This is a genomic window from Erwinia sp. S43 (assembly GCF_016624745.1).
Taxonomy (GTDB): domain Bacteria; phylum Pseudomonadota; class Gammaproteobacteria; order Enterobacterales; family Enterobacteriaceae; genus Erwinia; species Erwinia coffeiphila.
Genome location: NZ_JACVTX010000010.1, coordinates 46,498 through 64,665 on the forward strand (window position 1 = coordinate 46,498; position 18,168 = coordinate 64,665).

The following is an 18,168-nucleotide window of genomic DNA, read 5'->3' on the forward strand; positions in this document are numbered from 1 at the left end:
GTGCTACAAACGGTGCTGTATTATTATTCTGGCATTGCAATGCATGGTGAAAACGGGACAACAGGATGAGCCAGACTCTTAACGGTATGGCCCGTTTGATTTTCCTATGGGAAGCGCCTGACAGGGAACTCCTTCCCTGTGTACCCGAAATATTTCAAAAAGCAGTTAACATTTCTGCAACCTGAGTGATAAAAGGGTATATTTAGGCACGATTACAATAAGAGGATAACAGCGAATGGTTCTCGGCAAACCGCAAACAGACCCAACCCTCGAATGGTTCCTGTCACATTGCCATATTCACAAATATCCATCCAAAAGCACCTTGATCCATCAGGGTGAAAAGGCAGAAACCCTCTACTACATCGTCAAAGGCGCAGTAGCGGTGCTGATCAAGGATGAAGAAGGCAAAGAAATGATTCTTTCCTACCTCAATCAGGGCGACTTTATTGGCGAACTGGGCCTTTTCGAAGAGGGCCAGGAGCGAAGCGCGTGGGTGCGCGCTAAAAGTGCCTGTGAAGTAGCTGAAATCTCCTATAAAAAATTCCGCCAGTTGATTCAGGTTAACCCTGACATTCTGATGCGTCTTTCTTCGCAGATGGCACGCCGTCTGCAGGTCACTTCTGAGAAGGTGGGTAACCTCGCCTTCCTTGACGTAACCGGTCGTATTGCACAAACCCTGCTTAATCTGGCCAAACAGCCGGATGCCATGACCCACCCGGATGGCATGCAGATCAAGATCACCCGCCAGGAGATCGGCCAGATCGTTGGCTGTTCTCGTGAAACCGTGGGGCGTATTTTGAAAATGCTGGAAGATCAAAACCTGATTTCCGCGCACGGTAAAACTATCGTGGTTTACGGTACGCGCTAAGCGGTTGTGGATCTGTGGCGCGACACTCTGGTCGCGCCTTTTTTTCTGTGGTATTGGGCATGTGGCGGAGAATCATCTATCACCCTGAAGTGAACTATGCACTGCGGCAAACGCTGGTGCTGTGCCTGCCGATAGCCGTTGGCTGGCTGTTAGGCGATCTTCGACAGGGTTTACTCTTCTCATTGGTTCCCGCCTGCTGTAACAACGCCGGTCTTGATACTCCCCATAAACGTTTTTTCAAGCGCCTGATTATCGGCGGCAGCCTGTTTGCCTTCTGTAGCTTTATGATCCTGTATGCCGGGGAACAGGGCGTACCGCTGCCGATCATCATGCTGGTGATGGCACTGATGCTGGGCGTCACTGCGGAAATCAGTCCACTGCATGGCCGTCTGCTGCCCGCCTCGCTCATTGCCGCCATTTTTACCCTCAGCCTTGCCGGAAGAGTTCCCCTCTGGCAACCGCCGCTGCTCTATATTCTCGGTACCATCTGGTACGGGCTGTTTAACTGGCTGTGGTTCCGCCTGTGGAAAGAGCAGCCGATGCGTGAAACGCTTAGCCTGCTGTATCGCGAGCTGGCCGACTACTGCGAGGCGAAATATACGCTGCTGACCCGGCTGACCGACCCGCAGACGGCCCTCCCGCCGCTGCTGGCACGCCAGCAGAAAGCGGTGGATTTAATTAATACCTGCTATCAGCAGATGTATATGCTGGCCGCCAGCCAGGATAACCACTATCAGCGGCTAACGCGGGCCTTTCAGGTGGCACTGGATCTACAGGAACACATTTCCGTCAGCCTGCATCAGCCGGAAGAAGTGCAAAAGCTGGTGGAACAGAGCCACGCCGAAGCGGTGATCCGCTGGAATGCACAAACCATTGCTGCCCGGCTGCGAGTGCTGGCCGATGACATTCTCTATCATCGCTATCCTGAACGTTTCACCATGGATAAACCATTGCAGGCGCTGGAGAAAATCTCCCGGCAGAATAAAGACAATCCGGTGGGTAATTTCTGCTATTACCATTTCAGCCGCATCGCCCGTGTGCTCCGCACCCAGCGGCCGCTGTATCGACGCGATCTGATGGCGGATCGTCAGCGCCGGCTACCGCTGATCCCGGCGCTGAAGAGCTACCTGTCGTTGAAATCTCCGGGCCTGCGCAGCGCCGCACGCTATGGCGTGATGCTTGCCTTTGCCAGCTCGCTGGCGCTGTTTTTTAATCTGCCCAAGCCCTACTGGATACTGATGACGGTCATGTTCGTCAGCCTCAATGGCTACGGTGCCACTCGGGTTCGCATTCAGCACCGGGCAATGGGAACCCTGGCCGGACTGATCATTGCCGCCGTTATGCTGCGCCTGCACGCACCGGAATCGGTAATGCTGCTGGTTATGCTGGCCCTGACGCTAATCGGTAATCTGTTTATCCGTAAATTCTACGGCTGGGCCACGATCGGCTTTACCATTACCACGGTATTCACGCTGCAACTGCTGTCGCTCAACGGTGTACAGCTGCTGATACCGCGCCTGATGGATACGCTAATTGGCTGTCTGATTGCCTTCGGTGGCATGATCTGGCTGTGGCCGCAGTGGCAGAGCGGGCTGTTAAGGCAGAATGCCCACGATGCGCTGGAAGCCTATCAGGAAGCGCTGCAGCTTTTGCTGGGGCAGGAACAGGAACCGGCAAAACTGGCCTGGCAGAGGATGCGGGTCAATCAGGCCCACAACGCGCTGTTTAACTCGCTGCATCAGGCGATGCAGGAACCAAATTTTAATGCCAGCTATCTGAAGGATATGCAGCTGTGGGTGACCCACAGCCAGTTTATTGTCGAACACATTAATGCCATGACTATTCTGGCTCGCGAGCACACCATGCTCACGGAATCACTGGCACAGCGCTATTTGCAGTCGTGCGAAATCGCACTGCAGCGCTGCCAGCAGCGCCTGGAATATGACGGCCCCAGCTCAGACAGCAACGTACTGGAAGCGCCGGAAGATTTTCATCAGGGTCCGGTGACCATCCTGGAACGGCACGTGAAGCGTATTCTCGGCCACCTCAGCACCATGCACACTATCTCGTCGCTGACCTGGAGCCAGCGCCCGCATCAGGGGCGCTGGCTGTCCCGGCGTTTACGTAAGTCGCCCTAGCCTAAAACTTTTTCTACCGCTGCCGCAAAGCGCTTCATCCCTTCGGTAATATCCGCCGGATCGATAACCAGCGATGGCGCAAAGCGCATCACGTCCGTACCGGCCACCAGTACCATCACCCCTTCAGCCGCTGCGGCATTCAGGATGTCGCGCGCTTTACCGGCATGCTGCGGCTTCAGCGCGGCACCGATCAGCAACCCCATTCCACGGATTTCGCTGAACAGATCCAGTTTGGCATCCAGCGCCTGCAGGGCATCAACAAACAGCTGACGGCGCTGCGCCACGCCGTCCAGCACCTCTGGAGTATTGATAATATCCAGCGCCGCTTCCGCTACCGCACAGGCCAGCGGGTTACCGCCGTAGGTGGTGCCGTGCACGCCAGGGGCCATCACCGATGCGATCTCGTTGGTGGTCAGCATCGCACTCACCGGGAAGCCGCCGCCCAGCGCTTTCGCCGTGGTGACGATATCCGGCTTCACGCCGTAATGTTCATAGGCAAACAGCTTGCCGCTGCGGCCCATTCCACTCTGTACTTCATCCAGTACCAGCAGCGCATTATGCTCATCACACAGCTGACGCAGCCCCAGCATAAATTCCTGAGTCGCAGGCGTTACGCCGCCTTCGCCTTGGATCGGCTCCACCACGATGGCGCAGGTGTGATCGTCGATAACCGCTTTGACCGCCGCCAGGTCGTTAAACGGCACATGGACGATGTCGGCAGGCTTCGGCCCAAAGCCGTCGGAGTACTTCGGTTGCCCACCGACGGAAACGGTAAACAACGTACGGCCATGGAAGGCGTTATGGAAAGCGATGATCTTGCTTTTAAACGGGCTGTGGCGCTGGGTAGCGTAATAGCGCGCCAGCTTGAATGCCGCTTCGTTGGCTTCTGCACCGGAGTTAGCAAAGAACACGCGCTCGGCGAAGGTTGCAGCAATCAGCTTGCTGGCCAGGCGCAGGGCAGGTTCGTTGGTGAAGACATTGCTGGTATGCCACAGGGTTTCACCCTGGGTTTTCAGCGCTTCAACCAGTGCCGGATGGCAGTGACCGAGCGCGGTTACCGCAATACCGCCGGAGAAATCGACGTACTCTTTCCCTTCCTGATCCCAGATGCGGCTCCCTTTTCCTTTTACCGGAACGAACTGCGCTGGTGCATAAACAGGCAAAATCACTTCATCGAATGTTGCCCGCGTTACCGCTAATTTTTCCGCTGCCATCAACCACCTCGCCGTTTAATCTTTGCATTAATGTGAAAATATAGTCATGAAATATGCATAAAAAATCAAAAAAAGGCAAACACTAACTCAGTAGCGCAGGAAATTTTCCAGCAGCTGATGCCCCTGCTCGCTCAGGATACTTTCCGGGTGGAACTGCACGCCTTCCAGCGGCAGCGTACGGTGGCGAAATCCCATAATTTCATCCGGCTGGCCGTCGCGCAGCGTCCAGGCCGTCAGCTCAAATTCATCCGGCAGCGTCCCGGTCTCTACAATCAGCGAATGATAGCGGGTGACGGTCAGCGGATGATTCAGCCCGGCAAAAACGCCGCCGTCGTTATGCTCAATGGCCGACGTTTTACCGTGCATGACCTGGCGAGCACGAACCACTTTGGCACCGAACGCCTGGGCGATTGCCTGATGTCCAAGGCAAACGCCAAGCACGGGCACCTGACCGGCGAAATGGCGGATCGCCGCCAGTGAGATACCCGCTTCGTTGGGCGTACACGGACCGGGGGAGATAACCAGATGTTGAGGGGCGAGAGCGGCAATTTCAGCCAGCGTAATATCGTCGTTACGGCGAACGATGACCTCGGTGCCCAGTTCAGAAAAATACTGGTAGAGGTTCCAGGTGAAGGAGTCGTAATTGTCGATAAGCAGCAGCATGGCGAATTCCGGTAAACGATTTACGCCGCTATTTTACGGATTTTACACCGTTTCGCTTATCTCTTTACGGTAGAGAAGATGAGGCAAAAACCTGAATCAGCCCCGCAGACCGATTCAGGTGCAGTGCATGAGCTTACGGCAGAACTTTGGCGGAGAGGATCACCACCGGAGTCACCGGCACATTCTGGTAAGGACCGACATTCTGGGTTGGCACCTGGGCAATCTTATCAGCCACATCCATACCTTTAACCACTTTACCGAACACCGCGTAACCAAAGTCCCGCTGGCCGTGATCAAGGAAGGCGTTATCCGCCACGTTAATAAAGAACTGGCTGGTTGCGCTGTCTTTTTCTGCTGTACGCGCCATAGAAATGGTACCGCGTTTGTTCAGCAGGCCGTTATCCGCTTCATTTTTGATCGGAGCGTTAGGCTGCTTCTGCTGCATGTCAGTGGTGAAGCCACCGCCCTGTAGCATAAAGCCCGGGATCACACGATGGAATGTGGTGTTGTTGTAAAAGCCGCTGTTGACGTAATCAACAAAGTTTTTTACCGAAACAGGGGCTTTCTGATTATTCAATTCCAGCTCAATGCTACCTGCTGAAGTGGTCAGCAGTACATGTGTATCCCCTTTCGCGGCGAATGCAGAAGCAGAGATCGATGACAGTGCGAGAACTGCCGCCACCGCGGTCAAAGTACGTTTCAACATGAAATATTCCTTACTGAGGGCAATAAGCCATAAATGCAACGCTGATTGTAAATAGGCACTTACCAACGCGCCAGCGTTTTACCTTTATTTACTCAGGAAGAAATCACGGTAGAACGGGCTGCCTGATGAATAAATGTGACAAAAATCACACTAACAATGAAATTCGAAAATTATTATTTCATTAAATATTCATGCAGATCACGAATATGGTTAAACTCCTACGGCATATCTCAGGTACCTCGCCTGAGGAACTTCCTTCCAGACAGGTTTCCACAATGACAAATCGCGATCGAATCGGACTTACCTGGATCAGCTTCTTCTCTTATGCGTTGACCGGTGCAGTGGTTATCGTTACCGGTATGGTACTGGAGAATATAGCAGAGTACTTCCAGCTTCCCGTGGCTCAGATGAGCAACACCTTTACATTCCTCAACGCCGGGATCCTGCTGGCGGTATTCCTTAACGCCTGGCTGATGGAAATCGTGCCGCTGAAGCGTCAGCTGATGTTTGGCTTCGTGCTGATGGTTCTGGCGATACTGGGGCTGATGACCAGCCACAGCCTGAGCGTGTTCTCGCTCTGCATGTTCGTGCTGGGCGTGGTGAGCGGTATTACCATGTCGATCGGTACCTTCCTGATCACCCATCTTTATGAAGGACGCCAGCGCGGTTCACGCCTGCTGTTTACCGACTCCTTCTTCAGCATGGCCGGTACTATCTTCCCGATTATCGCTGCCGCTCTGCTGGCGCGTGCGCTGCCGTGGTACTGGGTTTACGTGTGCATCGGCGTGATCTACGTGGCGATCTTTGTTCTGGCGCTGTGCTTTGAATTCCCGGTACTGGGCAAAAAAACCGCCAGCGGCGAGCCGGTCAAAAAAGAAAAATGGGGCGTGGGCGTTGGCTTCCTCGCGGTGGCCGCTCTGTGCTATATCCTCGGCCAGCTGGGCTTTATCGGCTGGGTGCCTCAGTATGCAACCAAAAGCATGGGCATGGATATCGGCCAGGCCGGTAGTCTGGTGGGCAACTTCTGGACCGCCTATATGATTGGCATGTGGGCGTTCAGCGCCATCCTGCGCTTCTTCGATCCACAGCGTATCGTCACCCTGCTTGCCCTGCTGGCTACCGCGCTGATGTACTGGTTCATCACCACCACCGACGCCTCAATGCTGAAATGGATCATGCTGAGCCTGGGCTTCTTCTCCAGCGCGATCTACACCACCATCATCACGCTGGGTTCCCTGCAGACCAAAGTCTCCTCACCAAAACTGGTGAACTTTATTCTGACCTGCGGCACCGTAGGAACCATGCTGACCTTCGTGGTCACCGGCCCTATCGTGGAAAAAGGCGGCGCTCACGCAGCGCTGGCAACGGCTAACGGCCTGTACGCGGTGGTGTTTGTGATGTGTCTGCTGCTGGGCTTCGTCAGCAAGCACAAGCTGCATGGCCATATGAACTCGCATTAATTCTCGACCTTAATGCAGCTAACAAGCCGGTGCCTGTGCACCGGCTTTTTTTATATGTCATTCCGGTAAATCATCCGTTAACCCCCCTCAATACCCGACCGACTTTCCTCTCACGTTAAAAATCATAAAAGCTATGATTTCATAATGTTATGTAGCTAACATTTTTTCTGCCGCCTACCCACTAATGGGTATTTGCCGGGGGGGATTGATACACATCAATAACCTCGATATCCGAGAGGTTATCGTACGATCAGAATCTTATTAATGAGGCAAAGCATGAGTATCAAACTCGCCATCATTGGCAACGGTATGGTCGGCCACCGCCTGATCGAAGAACTGGTGGAAAAGTCACAGCCCGGACAGTTTGAGATCACTGTCTTTTGCGAAGAACCTCGCGTGGCCTACGACAGGGTCCACCTTTCCGCTTACTTCTCTCACCACACCGCCGAAGAGCTGTCGCTGGTGCGGGAAGGTTACTATCAGAAGCACGGCATCAATATCCTGATTGGTGAACGCGCTATCCTGATTAACCGCGAAGAGAAAGTCATTCACGCCAACAGCGGCCGACTGGTGCCCTATGACAAGCTGGTGCTGGCCACCGGATCTCGTCCGTGGGTGCCGCCGATCCCTGGTGCAGAAGGCGCTGACTGTTTCGTTTACCGCACGATTGAAGATCTGAACGGCATTGAAGCCTGTGCCCGCCGCAGCAAACGTGGTGCGGTCGTCGGCGGCGGTCTGCTGGGCCTGGAAGCCGCTGGCGCACTGAAAAACCTCGGTATTGAAACCCACGTTATCGAATTTGCCCCAGTGCTGATGGCCGAACAGCTCGATCGTATGGGCGGCGAGCAGCTAAGACGTAAAATCGAGAGCATCGGCGTGCAGGTGCATACCGGGAAAAATACCCGGCAGATTGTGCACCATGCTCCGAGAGGTAAAACCCTGCAGTTTGCCGATGACAGCCAGCTTGAGGTCGATTTTATCGTATTCTCCACCGGCATCCGCCCGCAGGATGCGCTGGCGAAACAGTGCAATCTGGCCACCGGTACGCGCGGTGGCGTGGTGATTAACGACAGCTGCCAGACCAGCGATGCGGATATCTACGCCATCGGTGAGTGTGCGTCATGGCGTGAGCACGTGTATGGCCTGGTCGCGCCGGGTTATAAAATGGCGCAAATCGCCGCCGACCATCTGTTAGGCGGCAGCAGCCACTTCGAAGGCGCGGACATGAGCGCCAAGCTCAAGCTGCTGGGCGTGGACGTGGGCGGTATCGGCGATGCCCACGGTCGGACGCCCGGCGCACGCAGCTACGTTTATCTCGATGAGAGTAAAGAAGTCTATAAACGCCTGATCGTCAGCGCGGATAACAAAACGCTGCTGGGCGCGGTGCTGGTAGGTGACACCAGCGACTATGGCAACCTGCTGCAGCTGGCGCTGAATGCGATCGAACTGCCGGCCAATCCGGATGGACTGATTCTGCCTGAACACGCCGGAGCAAAACCGTCGATTGGCGTTGAATCGCTACCGGACAGCGCGCAGATCTGCTCCTGCTTTGACGTCACCAAAGGCACAATCGTGCAGGCGGTACAAAACGGCTGCCACAGCGTTGCCGCGTTGAAAGCGGAAACCAAAGCCGGGACCGGCTGCGGTGGCTGTATCCCGCTGATCACTCAGGTGCTGAATGCGGAACTGAGCCGCCAGGGCATCGAGGTAAACCATCATCTGTGCGAACACTTCCCGTGGTCACGCCAGGAGCTGTATCACCTGATCCGCGTCAATAACATCCGGTCGTTTAATCAGCTGATTAACAAATATGGCAAAGGCTACGGCTGCGAAGTGTGTAAGCCAACGGTAGGATCGCTGCTGGCATCCTGCTGGAATGAATATGTGTTGAAGCCGGAACATACGCCATTGCAGGACAGTAACGACCTGTTCCTCGGTAATATTCAGAAGGATGGCACCTACTCGATTATCCCTCGCTCGGCGGGTGGCGAGATCACGCCAGAGGGCCTGATGGCGATCGGCAACGTTGCCCGTCAGTACAACCTGTACACCAAAATCACCGGTTCACAGCGTATTGGCCTGTTTGGCGCACAGCAGGACGATCTGCCGGCCATCTGGGAGCAGCTGATTGCCGCCGGGTTTGAAACCGGTCACGCCTACGCCAAAGCGCTACGCATGGCGAAAACCTGCGTGGGCAGCACCTGGTGTCGTTTCGGCGTCGGCGACAGTGTCGGCTTCGGCGTCGAGTTGGAAAATCACTACAAAGGCATCCGTACGCCGCACAAGATGAAATTCGGCGTTTCCGGCTGTACCCGCGAGTGTGCCGAAGCACAGGGTAAAGACGTTGGGATTATCGCCACCGAAAAAGGCTGGAACCTTTACGTCTCTGGTAACGGCGGCATGAAGCCTCGCCATGCCGACCTGCTGGCTGCCGATCTCGACCGCGATACGCTGATGCACTATCTGGACCGCTTTATGATGTTCTATATCCGTACCGCCGATAAGCTTCAGCGCACTTCGGTGTGGCTGGATAATCTGGAAGGCGGTATCGACTATCTGCGGCAGGTGGTGATTCACGACAAACTGGGTATCAACGCGCAGCTGGAAGAAGAAATCAATCGTCTGCGCGCACAGGTGGTTTGCGAGTGGACTGAAACGGTTAATGATGCGCAGCAGCGCGCTCGCTTTGCCCACTTTGTTAACAGCAGCATGCGCGATCCACTGGTGCAGATGGTGCCGGAGCGCGAACAGCATCGTCCTGCTCGGGTGCAGGAACGCATTGAGATTATCCAACTGGAGGAAAATGTATGAGCCAGTGGCAGGAGATTTGCCCGTTGACCAGTATTCTGCCCGCAACCGGCGTTTGCGCGCTGGTTGGTAGCCAGCAGATTGCCATTTTCCGCCCAGGTGAAGATGAGCAGGTCTTTGCGTTAAGCAATATCGACCCGTTTGCCCACGCCAGCGTGCTGTCGCGCGGTATCATCGCCGAGCACCAGCAGGAGCTGTGGGTGGCCAGCCCGCTGAAAAAACAGCGTTTCCGCCTGCGCGATGGCCTGTGCATGGAAGATGAAAGCCACTCAGTTCCGAGCTATCCGGCTCGGATCTGTCACGGAATGATTGAGATAAACCTTGCGGCGGAAACCTCCGCCGCCTGACACATCCCTTACCGGCCGCACGCACCTTCGCATGCGGCCATCCCGCCGTTTTCTTTTGTGAGTCTTTATGGATTTTCTTCCTCTGTTCTGTCAGCTGCGTGATAAGCCCTGCCTGCTGGTTGGCGGTGGCGACGTCGCCGAGCGTAAAGCCCATCTGCTGTTGGCGAGCGGTGCCCTCCTGCGCGTCTGCGCCCGTGAGTTTTCACCGCAGTTCCAGCTCTGGCAGCAGGCGGGTAAAGCCACGCTGATTACCGATCCGTTTAGCCCGTCGCTGCTGGATGACTGCTGGCTGGTGATTGCCGCCACCGACGATGAGGCGCTGAATCAACAGGTCAGCCAGAGTGCCGACGCGCGGCGGAGGTTCTGCAACGTAGTCGATGCGCCGCAGAGCGCCAGCTGCATTATGCCGTCGATTATCGATCGGTCTCCGCTGATGATCGCCGTCTCTTCCGGCGGGAATGCACCGGTCATGGCCCGGATGCTGCGTGAAAAGCTGGAAGCCCTGCTGCCTCTGCATCTTGGCAGGCTTGCAGCCTGGGGCGGTGCTCAGCGGCAGCGAGTAAAACAGCAGTTCAGCAGCGGGCAGCGCCGCCGCTTCTGGGAAAAACTGTTTAACCACCAGCGGCTGGCGCAGTCGCTGGCCAACGGCGACAGCCAGCAGGTAGAGCGGCTGAGCGAACAGTTATTTAACGAACCGCTGGAGCAGCGGGGCGAAGTGGTGCTGGTCGGCGCTGGTCCGGGTGATGCCGGACTGCTCACCCTGAAAGGACTGCAACAGATCCAGCAGGCCGACGTGGTGGTTTACGATCGGCTGGTGTCCGATGAGGTGCTGGCCCTGGCGCGGCGCGATGCTGAGCGCATCTTTGTCGGTAAACGCGCGGGGCACCACTGCGTACCCCAGCACGAAATCAACCAGATCCTGCTACAGCAGGCGCAAAGCGGCAAACGGGTGGTTCGTCTCAAAGGCGGCGACCCGTTTATTTTTGGCCGCGGAGCGGAAGAGCTGGAGGCACTACAGGGGGCCGATATCCCCTTCTCCGTGGTGCCAGGTATCACTGCCGCATCGGGCTGTTCGGCCTACAGCGGCATTCCGCTGACCCACCGTGACTACGCACAGAGCGTACGGCTGGTCACCGGCCACCTGCAGCAAAACGGCGAGCTGGAGTGGCGGCATCTGGCCGCAGAGCGGCAAACCCTGGTCTTTTACATGGGGCTGGCCCAGGCGGCAGAAATACGTCAGCAGCTGATCGCACACGGTATGTCACCGGAGATGCCGGTGGCACTGGTAGAAAACGGCACGTCAACGCGACAGCGTGTGGTCACGGGTTCACTGGCTGAGCTGGCTGAACTGGCTGAAGAAGTGGAAAGCCCGGCGCTGATTATCGTCGGCGAGGTAGTGGCACTGCGCGAGAAGCTGAACTGGTTCTGACAAACAAAAACGGGTGGCGGGAAGCCACCCGTTTTTATATTCAGGATTACGGCTGGGCGACGAAACCGACGGCAGCGTAAACCTTTTTCAGGGTTTCCTGCGCGCGGGCACGGGCTTTCGCCGCACCGTCACGCATAATCTGATCGAGGAAGGCTTCATCGTTGCGATAACGATGATAGCGCTCCTGCAGCTCGCTCAGCATACCGGATACCGCATCCGCTACGGCCCCCTTCAGGTGACCATACATCTGACCGTCGAACTCTTTTTCCAGATCGGAGACGGACTTACCGGTTACGCCCGCCAGAATATCCAGCAGGTTAGAGACACCCGGTTTGTTTTTCACATCGTAACGTACGACAGGTGGCTCATCGCCATCGGTCATCGCACGCTTAATTTTTTTCACCACCGACTTCGGATCTTCCAGCAGGCCGATGACGTTATTACGGTTGTCATCAGATTTGGACATTTTCTTGGTCGGTTCCAGCAGCGACATCACGCGCGCACCTGATTTCGGAATAAAGGGCTCAGGAACCTTGAAGATATCACCGTAGATGGCGTTAAAGCGTGCGGCAACGTCACGGCTCAGCTCCAGATGCTGCTTCTGATCTTCACCCACCGGCACCTGGTTGGTCTGATACAGCAGAATATCTGCCGCCATCAGCACCGGATAATCAAACAGCCCGGCGTTAATGTTTTCTTCATAGCGCGCGGACTTGTCCTTAAACTGGGTCATACGGCTCAGTTCGCCGAAGTAGGTATAGCAGTTAAGGATCCAGCCCAGCTGAGTGTGTTCCGGCACGTGCGACTGCACAAAGATAGTGCTTTTCTGTGGGTCGATCCCACAGGCAAGATATAGCGCCAGCGTATCCAGCGTTGCCTTACGCAGCGCTACGGGGTCCTGGCGTACAGTGATCGCGTGCAGGTCAACGATGCAGTAAACACAGTGATAGTCATCCTGCATCTGTACCCACTGACGCAGCGCTCCCATATAGTTACCGATGGTCAGTTCACCTGAAGGCTGTGCGCCGCTAAATACAATGGGTTTACTCATGTTTCCGTCCTGATAATTACAGCCCTAACGCGGGCATTAAATCGTTAAAGTGATCGAGCGTGATGTCAGGCTGACTGGCGGCCACGGGCTCACCGTAGTTGTAGCCGTAATTCATGCCGATACAGGGACATCCTGCCGCCTGTGCCGCCAGAATATCATTGCGAGAATCCCCTACAAACAGCAACTCACCGGGTAGCAGACCAAATTTTCCCAACACCATAAACAGCGGCGCAGGATGCGGTTTTTTGGCGGCGACGTCATCTCCGCCGATAACCAGCGAGAAGTAGTCCGCTATACCTAAAGACTGCAACAGCGGTGCGACAAACGGCGTCGGTTTATTCGTGACGATCGCCATCGGCAGATTCTGTGCCGCCAGCTTCGCCAGCGTCTCCTGCACATGGGGATAGAGCAGGCTGCCGCTTTCTACGGTGTCGGCATAATGCTTATCAAACAGAATACGCGCTTCACGCAGCGCCTCTTCACGCGGGGCATGGCCCTGCGCCCAGCTCAGGGCGCGCTCGATAAGAATGTCTGCACCGTTACCAATCCAGGTCGCAACACGCTCAACCCCTGCGGCAGGAAGCTGCAGCTCGATTAAAGCTGCATCGACCGCGCTCGCCAGCCCTGGTGCGCTGTCTACCAGCGTACCGTCGAGATCGAATGCCAGTGCGCGAATATCAGTGAAATGAGCCATGGCGGGATTTTTCCAGTTCAGTGCGCATATCGTCGATCACTTTCTTGTAATCGGGATGACCAAAAATTGCTGAACCGGCCACAAACATATCGGCACCGGCCGCTGCAATTTCGCCAATGTTATCGACCTTCACGCCACCATCGACTTCAAGGCGGATATCGTAGCCGCTGTCGTCAATCAGCTTACGAACCTCACGCAGCTTGTTCAGCGTGCCGGGAATAAACGACTGGCCGCCGAAGCCAGGATTTACCGACATCAGCAGAATGATGTCCAGTTTATCCATCACGTACTCAAGAATGCTGAGTGGCGTAGCCGGATTCAGTACCAGGCCCGCTTTACAGCCGTGCTCTTTGATCAGCTGCAGCGTGCGATCGACGTGTTCAGAGGCTTCAGGGTGGAAGGTGATGTAGTTAGCACCCGCTTTGGCAAAATCAGGGATCAGACGATCGACCGGCTTAGCCATCAGATGCACATCGATCGGCGCAGTAATGCCATAATCGCGCAGGGCTTTTAAGACCATCGGTCCCATCGTCAGGTTGGGAACGTAATGATTATCCATCACATCGAAATGTATCACATCACCACCGGCAGCCAGCGCCTTCGCCGTATCTTCACCCAGGCGGGCAAAATCTGCGGCAAGGATTGATGGGGCGATTAAAAACTGTTTCATCCGTTTCTCCCAGGCTAAACCCCTGATAGCCGTGGCGGCAGCCGATGCGACTGCTGCTCGGGCCAAAGGGTCAGATCATTGTTGTTCACCGGCCAGTATAGAGCGCCAGTAATTCACTCACTTTACTCCGCGTGTTGCCACTGCGGCTAATCGAGCGGCGTACCTCAATCTCATGCAGTACCGCTCCCTGATACCAGTTCCGCGTGAGCGGCGTATCATGGTTAGAAATCAGCACCGTAATATTACTGTCCTGCGACAGCGTAGAAGCCAGCTCCGCAAGATGCTGCTGTTCGCGCAGGCTGAAGCTGTTCGTGTGATAAGCCGTAAACTTAGCGGTAGCCGACAAAGGGGCATACGGCGGATCGCAATAGACTACCGAGCCCGTCTTCGCCTTAGCCAGGGTAACATCATAAGATTCACAAACAAAGGTGGCGTTCTGAGCACGCTCGGCAAACCAGAACAACTCGTCCTCAGGGAAATAAGGTTTACGATAGCTGCCAAACGGCACGTTGAATTCGCCGCGCAGGTTATACCGACACAGGCCGTTGTAGCAGTGACGATTAAGATACAGAAACAGCATCGCCCGGCGATACGGGTCCTGGCTGAGGTTGAACTCCTGTCGCCTGGCGTAGTAGACGACTGAGTCATTCGACTCAATTGTAAACAGCTTACGCACATCCTCAACAAAAGCCTGGGGACGCTCCTTGACAATATTGTACAGATTGATCAGGTCGCTATTGATATCAGCAAGGATATAGCTTGGATAGTGGGTGTTAAGGAATACCGATCCGGCACCGACAAACGGCTCGATCAGGCAATCACCTTCTGGCAGATGGCGTCTAATATCGTCAAGCAATGGATACTTGCCGCCTGCCCACTTAAGAAAAGCGCGATTCTTTTTCATGCCGTCGTTAATTTTTTACTCATCAGGCTGTGGCTACACCGACAGCATATCTGCGCTTTAAAAGGTCTGCGTGTCGTCACACACTCACACTTCGTGATTAGCCGGGTTACCCCGGCACGGGATTAATGCCCTGCTTCTTTTTTAACCTGGCTAACCGGTTTTACCCAGGGATTCTGAGCACGTACTTCAGCAGGCAGTGATGCCACTGCGCGTTTCGCATCAGCGGACGTATTATAAGAACCACTCACCAGGACATACCAGGGTTGTCCGTTGCGTGTTGTCTGATACACGTGATAACCGCTCAGGTTCTGTTTTCTCGCCCACGCATTTAGCGTGTCAGATCGCGAGGCACTGCTCAGTTGTAACGTATAGTTACCACCGGGTTTGGCCGCACTGGAAACACTGGTCGGCGTTTGAGCTCGCGGTACAGCACTATGGCTGGCGGTCGCGGAAGGCTTACTCTCCTTAACTACCGGCTTAGCTGCTGAAGGTTTGCTGTGTACGGCAGCAGGTTTATTCTGCGGCACGGCGTTTTGATGCGGAACATTGGCAGTTTTGGTCGCAGCAGGTTTGCTGCCGGAACCCCCAACAGTGGCCTGCCCGGTAGGCAACGAAGACGAGCCGATCCCGGCCTGAGAAGCCGCATCAACCTGCCCCTGCTGATTGTTCAGGGCGTTGTTAAGGTCACCAGGCAGCTCAACCCGCTGTTGATTCTGCGGTGTCTGCAACGGCGCGGCTTCAGTCGGCGTCGATGAAATTTGCGGAGCGCTAAGTTCCTGCGGGGACGACGTTTGACCAGCGGCGTTCGGCTGGCCAGCAGTTTGCCCACTCATGGAAGACGTACCGGAAAGATCGATATTTTTCTCACCACCTGAACTCCCACCGGCAGCAGGCTGCTGAGCCGTCTGGCCGCTCGGTGCATCAGGGGATTTCAGCGCTGAACCAATACCCAGCACCAGGAGCAGCAGCACCAGAATACCCACGCCCATCATCATATGCTGACGTGAAACCGGGACTTTCGGTAGTGAAGACGTTTTGCGCGACCGCGGTGGTCGGCGGTCGCTGGTGTCAGGTTTTAACTCGTCTTCCGGTTTAAACTCGTCCATTTAGCCTCCTCCCATAGAGCGGTTACGCCATTCACGTCCTTTGAAAGGCGATAACTTCAGAATAGCAGCCATCAGGCCGATCTGATAATAACATTATGAGTCAAGGCTTTTGGCAATCCTGAATGGATGCCAGCACCATATCATGAGGTACTCCGCTGCGCACTTCGGCTTTACCGATAGCGAGAGGCAGCACCAGGCGCAGTTTACCTGCCAGCACTTTCTTATCGCGCATCATATGCGGCAGATAGTCTTCAGCAGCCATACTTTCAGGGCCATTGACCGGTAATCCGGCACGCTGCAACAGTGCGATAATACGATCGGTATCAGCCGGGTCGAACTGCCCAAGACGTTCGGCATTTCGTGCCGCCATCACCATTCCGGCAGCGACTGCTTCACCATGTAACCAATTACCGTAACCCATATGCGCTTCAATCGCGTGACCGTAGGTGTGGCCTAAATTCAGCAGCGCCCGCAGCCCGTGTTCATGTTCATCGGCAGCAACCACTTCGGCTTTCAGCTCGCAGCAGCGGCGAATACAGTACGCCATTGCGCTGCCATCCAGTGCCAGTAGCGCATCCAGATTATCTTCCAGCCAGTTGAAGAATTCGCCGTCAAGAATGATGCCATATTTGATCACTTCCGCCAGCCCGGAAGAGAGCTCGCGTGACGGTAGCGTCTTCAGACAATCCAGATCAACCACCACGGCAGCGGGCTGATAAAACGCCCCAATCATATTCTTGCCCAGTGGATGGTTAACGGCGGTTTTACCGCCAACGGAAGAGTCTACCTGTGCCAGCAGTGTGGTAGGGACCTGGATAAAACGCACGCCACGCTGATAGCTGGCTGCGGCAAATCCCGTCAGATCGCCAATAACACCACCACCCAGTGCGATGAGGGTCGTATCGCGGCCATGAGGTTTTTCTAACAGTGCGGTGAAGACCTGGTCCATAACGGCCAGACTTTTAAACTGTTCGCCATCGGGCAGGATAACCTGATCGACAACCACGCCAGCCTCTTCAAGGCGCTTACGCATTGCATCAAGGTAAAGAGGGGCCAGCGTTTGGTTTGTCACCAGCATGGCCATATCGCCAGCCTTAAGCGGCCAAAAAGAAGCCGGATCTGCAAACAACCCGGCGGCGATAGTGATGGGGTAGCTACGTTCCCCAAGAGTAACGGTAATCCTCTCCATGACGCTGTATCACCTTTTCTGCTTTGCCCGCAGGCGAACAATCAGAGCATTAATCAGCTCTTTTCCAACATATTGATAATTTGGTTAGCCACCACTTTCGCGCTCTGATCGTCAGTGCGAATTGTCACGTCGGCAATCTCCTCATACATTGGATTGCGTTCGCCAGCTAATGCTTCAAGCACTTCACGGGGTGGAGAATCAACCTGCAACAGTGGGCGCTTTTTGTCGCGCTGTGTCCGTGCCAGCTGCTTCTCGATCGTGGTTTCAAGATAAACGACAACACCGCGAGCAGAAAGACGATTGCGCGTTTCACGAGATTTGACGGAACCGCCACCTGTCGCCAGCACAATGCCCTGCTTTTCAGTGAGTTCATTGATAATTTTTTCTTCGCGATCGCGGAAGCCTTCTTCGCCTTCAACGTCGAAAACCCAGCCTACATCCGCTCCGGTACGTCGCTCAATTTCTTGATCGGAATCGAAAAATTCCATATTGAGTTGCTGAGCCAACTGACGCCCAATAGTGCTTTTGCCGGCACCCATAGGCCCAACCAGAAAGATATTGCGTTTCTCTGCCATTTTTTCGGTATTACTAAGACAATTCGTGGATGATACCCCGCCTAAACCAGACAGGACATGAACTGAAACCTCATGAGCTAAAGTGCGAGAGTCAGACGAAAAATTATCTCAACACTGAAGGGGTTTTGGCAACCGATTAAATTTACCTTGCTCATTGCACGCAGTAATCTGGCACGTTTCAGTCCGCTTCATTTATCAGCCGGATATGGTTGCATCGGCTACGCCGTTTGCGCGCGATAAAAAACGGTTAAAATGTATTCGCTACTTAAGGCCACAGGCCTGATATTCAAAATCGCTAAACCTTGTAAGCTAATTCAGCCCTTGCGTCAAACGCAACCGTAACCAA

The 18,168-nt window shown here is 54.9% G+C and carries 16 protein-coding genes; 6 read left to right on the forward strand and 10 right to left on the reverse strand.

Annotated features, from left to right (window positions below; genetic code table 11):
- The first annotated feature begins 235 nt into the window (after nucleotides 1-235).
- Both crp and IBT47_RS13985 read left to right on the forward strand, forming a co-directional pair.
- Complete coding sequence (crp, locus tag IBT47_RS13980) at nucleotides 236-868, forward strand: cAMP-activated global transcriptional regulator CRP (RefSeq protein WP_048917664.1); 633 nt, start codon at nucleotides 236-238, stop codon at nucleotides 866-868.
- 59 nt (nucleotides 869-927) lie between these two features.
- Nucleotides 928-3,006 (forward strand): YccS/YhfK family putative transporter, encoded by a 2,079-nt coding sequence (locus IBT47_RS13985; protein WP_200560882.1) that lies wholly within the window; start codon nucleotides 928-930, stop codon nucleotides 3,004-3,006.
- Here IBT47_RS13985 and IBT47_RS13990 read toward each other — a convergent pair.
- The 3 genes from IBT47_RS13990 to ppiA form a co-directional block, all read right to left on the reverse strand.
- Complete coding sequence (locus IBT47_RS13990; protein WP_200560883.1) at nucleotides 3,003-4,220, reverse strand: aspartate aminotransferase family protein; 1,218 nt, start codon at nucleotides 4,218-4,220, stop codon at nucleotides 3,003-3,005. The genes IBT47_RS13985 and IBT47_RS13990 overlap by 4 nt on opposite strands.
- A gap of 87 nt (nucleotides 4,221-4,307) precedes the next feature.
- Nucleotides 4,308-4,883, reverse strand: coding sequence for an aminodeoxychorismate synthase component II (locus tag IBT47_RS13995; RefSeq protein ID WP_200560884.1), 576 nt, complete (start codon nucleotides 4,881-4,883; stop codon nucleotides 4,308-4,310).
- A gap of 133 nt (nucleotides 4,884-5,016) precedes the next feature.
- Nucleotides 5,017-5,589, reverse strand: a complete 573-nt coding sequence (gene ppiA, locus IBT47_RS14000) for a peptidylprolyl isomerase A (protein WP_105594028.1) — start codon at nucleotides 5,587-5,589, stop codon at nucleotides 5,017-5,019.
- A 275-nt stretch (nucleotides 5,590-5,864) separates the two neighbouring features.
- Between ppiA and tsgA the strand changes: the two genes are divergently transcribed.
- The 4 genes from tsgA to cysG all read left to right on the forward strand — a co-directional run bounded on the left by tsgA (nucleotide 5,865) and on the right by cysG (nucleotide 11,633).
- Nucleotides 5,865-7,049 (forward strand): MFS transporter TsgA, encoded by a 1,185-nt coding sequence (gene tsgA / locus IBT47_RS14005; protein ID WP_200560885.1) that lies wholly within the window; start codon nucleotides 5,865-5,867, stop codon nucleotides 7,047-7,049.
- Nucleotides 7,050-7,325: 276 nt separating this feature from the next.
- A complete protein-coding gene (nirB, locus tag IBT47_RS14010; RefSeq protein ID WP_200560886.1) occupies nucleotides 7,326-9,860 on the forward strand; it encodes a nitrite reductase large subunit NirB in 2,535 nt (844 codons plus the stop codon).
- Nucleotides 9,857-10,204, forward strand: coding sequence for a nitrite reductase small subunit NirD (gene nirD, locus IBT47_RS14015; protein WP_200560887.1), 348 nt, complete (start codon nucleotides 9,857-9,859; stop codon nucleotides 10,202-10,204). Before nirB ends, nirD begins: the two co-directional genes overlap by 4 nt.
- Nucleotides 10,205-10,271: 67 nt before the next feature.
- Entirely contained in the window at nucleotides 10,272-11,633 is a 1,362-nt protein-coding gene (gene cysG, locus IBT47_RS14020) for a siroheme synthase CysG (RefSeq protein ID WP_200560888.1), read from the forward strand.
- A gap of 46 nt (nucleotides 11,634-11,679) precedes the next feature.
- On the opposite strand, the gene trpS is transcribed toward cysG, so the two are convergent.
- The 7 genes from trpS to aroK all read right to left on the reverse strand — a co-directional run bounded on the left by trpS (nucleotide 11,680) and on the right by aroK (nucleotide 17,822).
- Nucleotides 11,680-12,684 (reverse strand): tryptophan--tRNA ligase, encoded by a 1,005-nt coding sequence (trpS, locus tag IBT47_RS14025; RefSeq protein WP_105594033.1) that lies wholly within the window; start codon nucleotides 12,682-12,684, stop codon nucleotides 11,680-11,682.
- 16 nt (nucleotides 12,685-12,700) lie between these two features.
- Entirely contained in the window at nucleotides 12,701-13,378 is a 678-nt protein-coding gene (locus IBT47_RS14030; protein WP_200560889.1) for a phosphoglycolate phosphatase, read from the reverse strand.
- Nucleotides 13,362-14,048, reverse strand: coding sequence for a ribulose-phosphate 3-epimerase (gene rpe, locus IBT47_RS14035; RefSeq protein WP_105594035.1), 687 nt, complete (start codon nucleotides 14,046-14,048; stop codon nucleotides 13,362-13,364). Before rpe ends, IBT47_RS14030 begins: the two co-directional genes overlap by 17 nt.
- An 85-nt stretch (nucleotides 14,049-14,133) precedes the next feature.
- Nucleotides 14,134-14,952, reverse strand: a complete 819-nt coding sequence (gene dam / locus IBT47_RS14040; RefSeq protein ID WP_200560890.1) for an adenine-specific DNA-methyltransferase — start codon at nucleotides 14,950-14,952, stop codon at nucleotides 14,134-14,136.
- Nucleotides 14,953-15,074: 122 nt separating this feature from the next.
- Entirely contained in the window at nucleotides 15,075-16,058 is a 984-nt protein-coding gene (locus IBT47_RS14045) for an SPOR domain-containing protein (protein WP_200560891.1), read from the reverse strand.
- Between the two features lie 100 nt (nucleotides 16,059-16,158).
- Nucleotides 16,159-17,247 carry a 3-dehydroquinate synthase gene (gene aroB / locus IBT47_RS14050; RefSeq protein WP_200560892.1) on the reverse strand — a complete coding sequence of 363 codons (1,089 nt, stop codon included), beginning with the start codon at nucleotides 17,245-17,247 and terminating at the stop codon, nucleotides 16,159-16,161.
- A 53-nt stretch (nucleotides 17,248-17,300) separates the two neighbouring features.
- Nucleotides 17,301-17,822, reverse strand: coding sequence for a shikimate kinase AroK (gene aroK / locus IBT47_RS14055; RefSeq protein WP_105594039.1), 522 nt, complete (start codon nucleotides 17,820-17,822; stop codon nucleotides 17,301-17,303).
- Nucleotides 17,823-18,168: the final 346 nt, after the last annotated feature.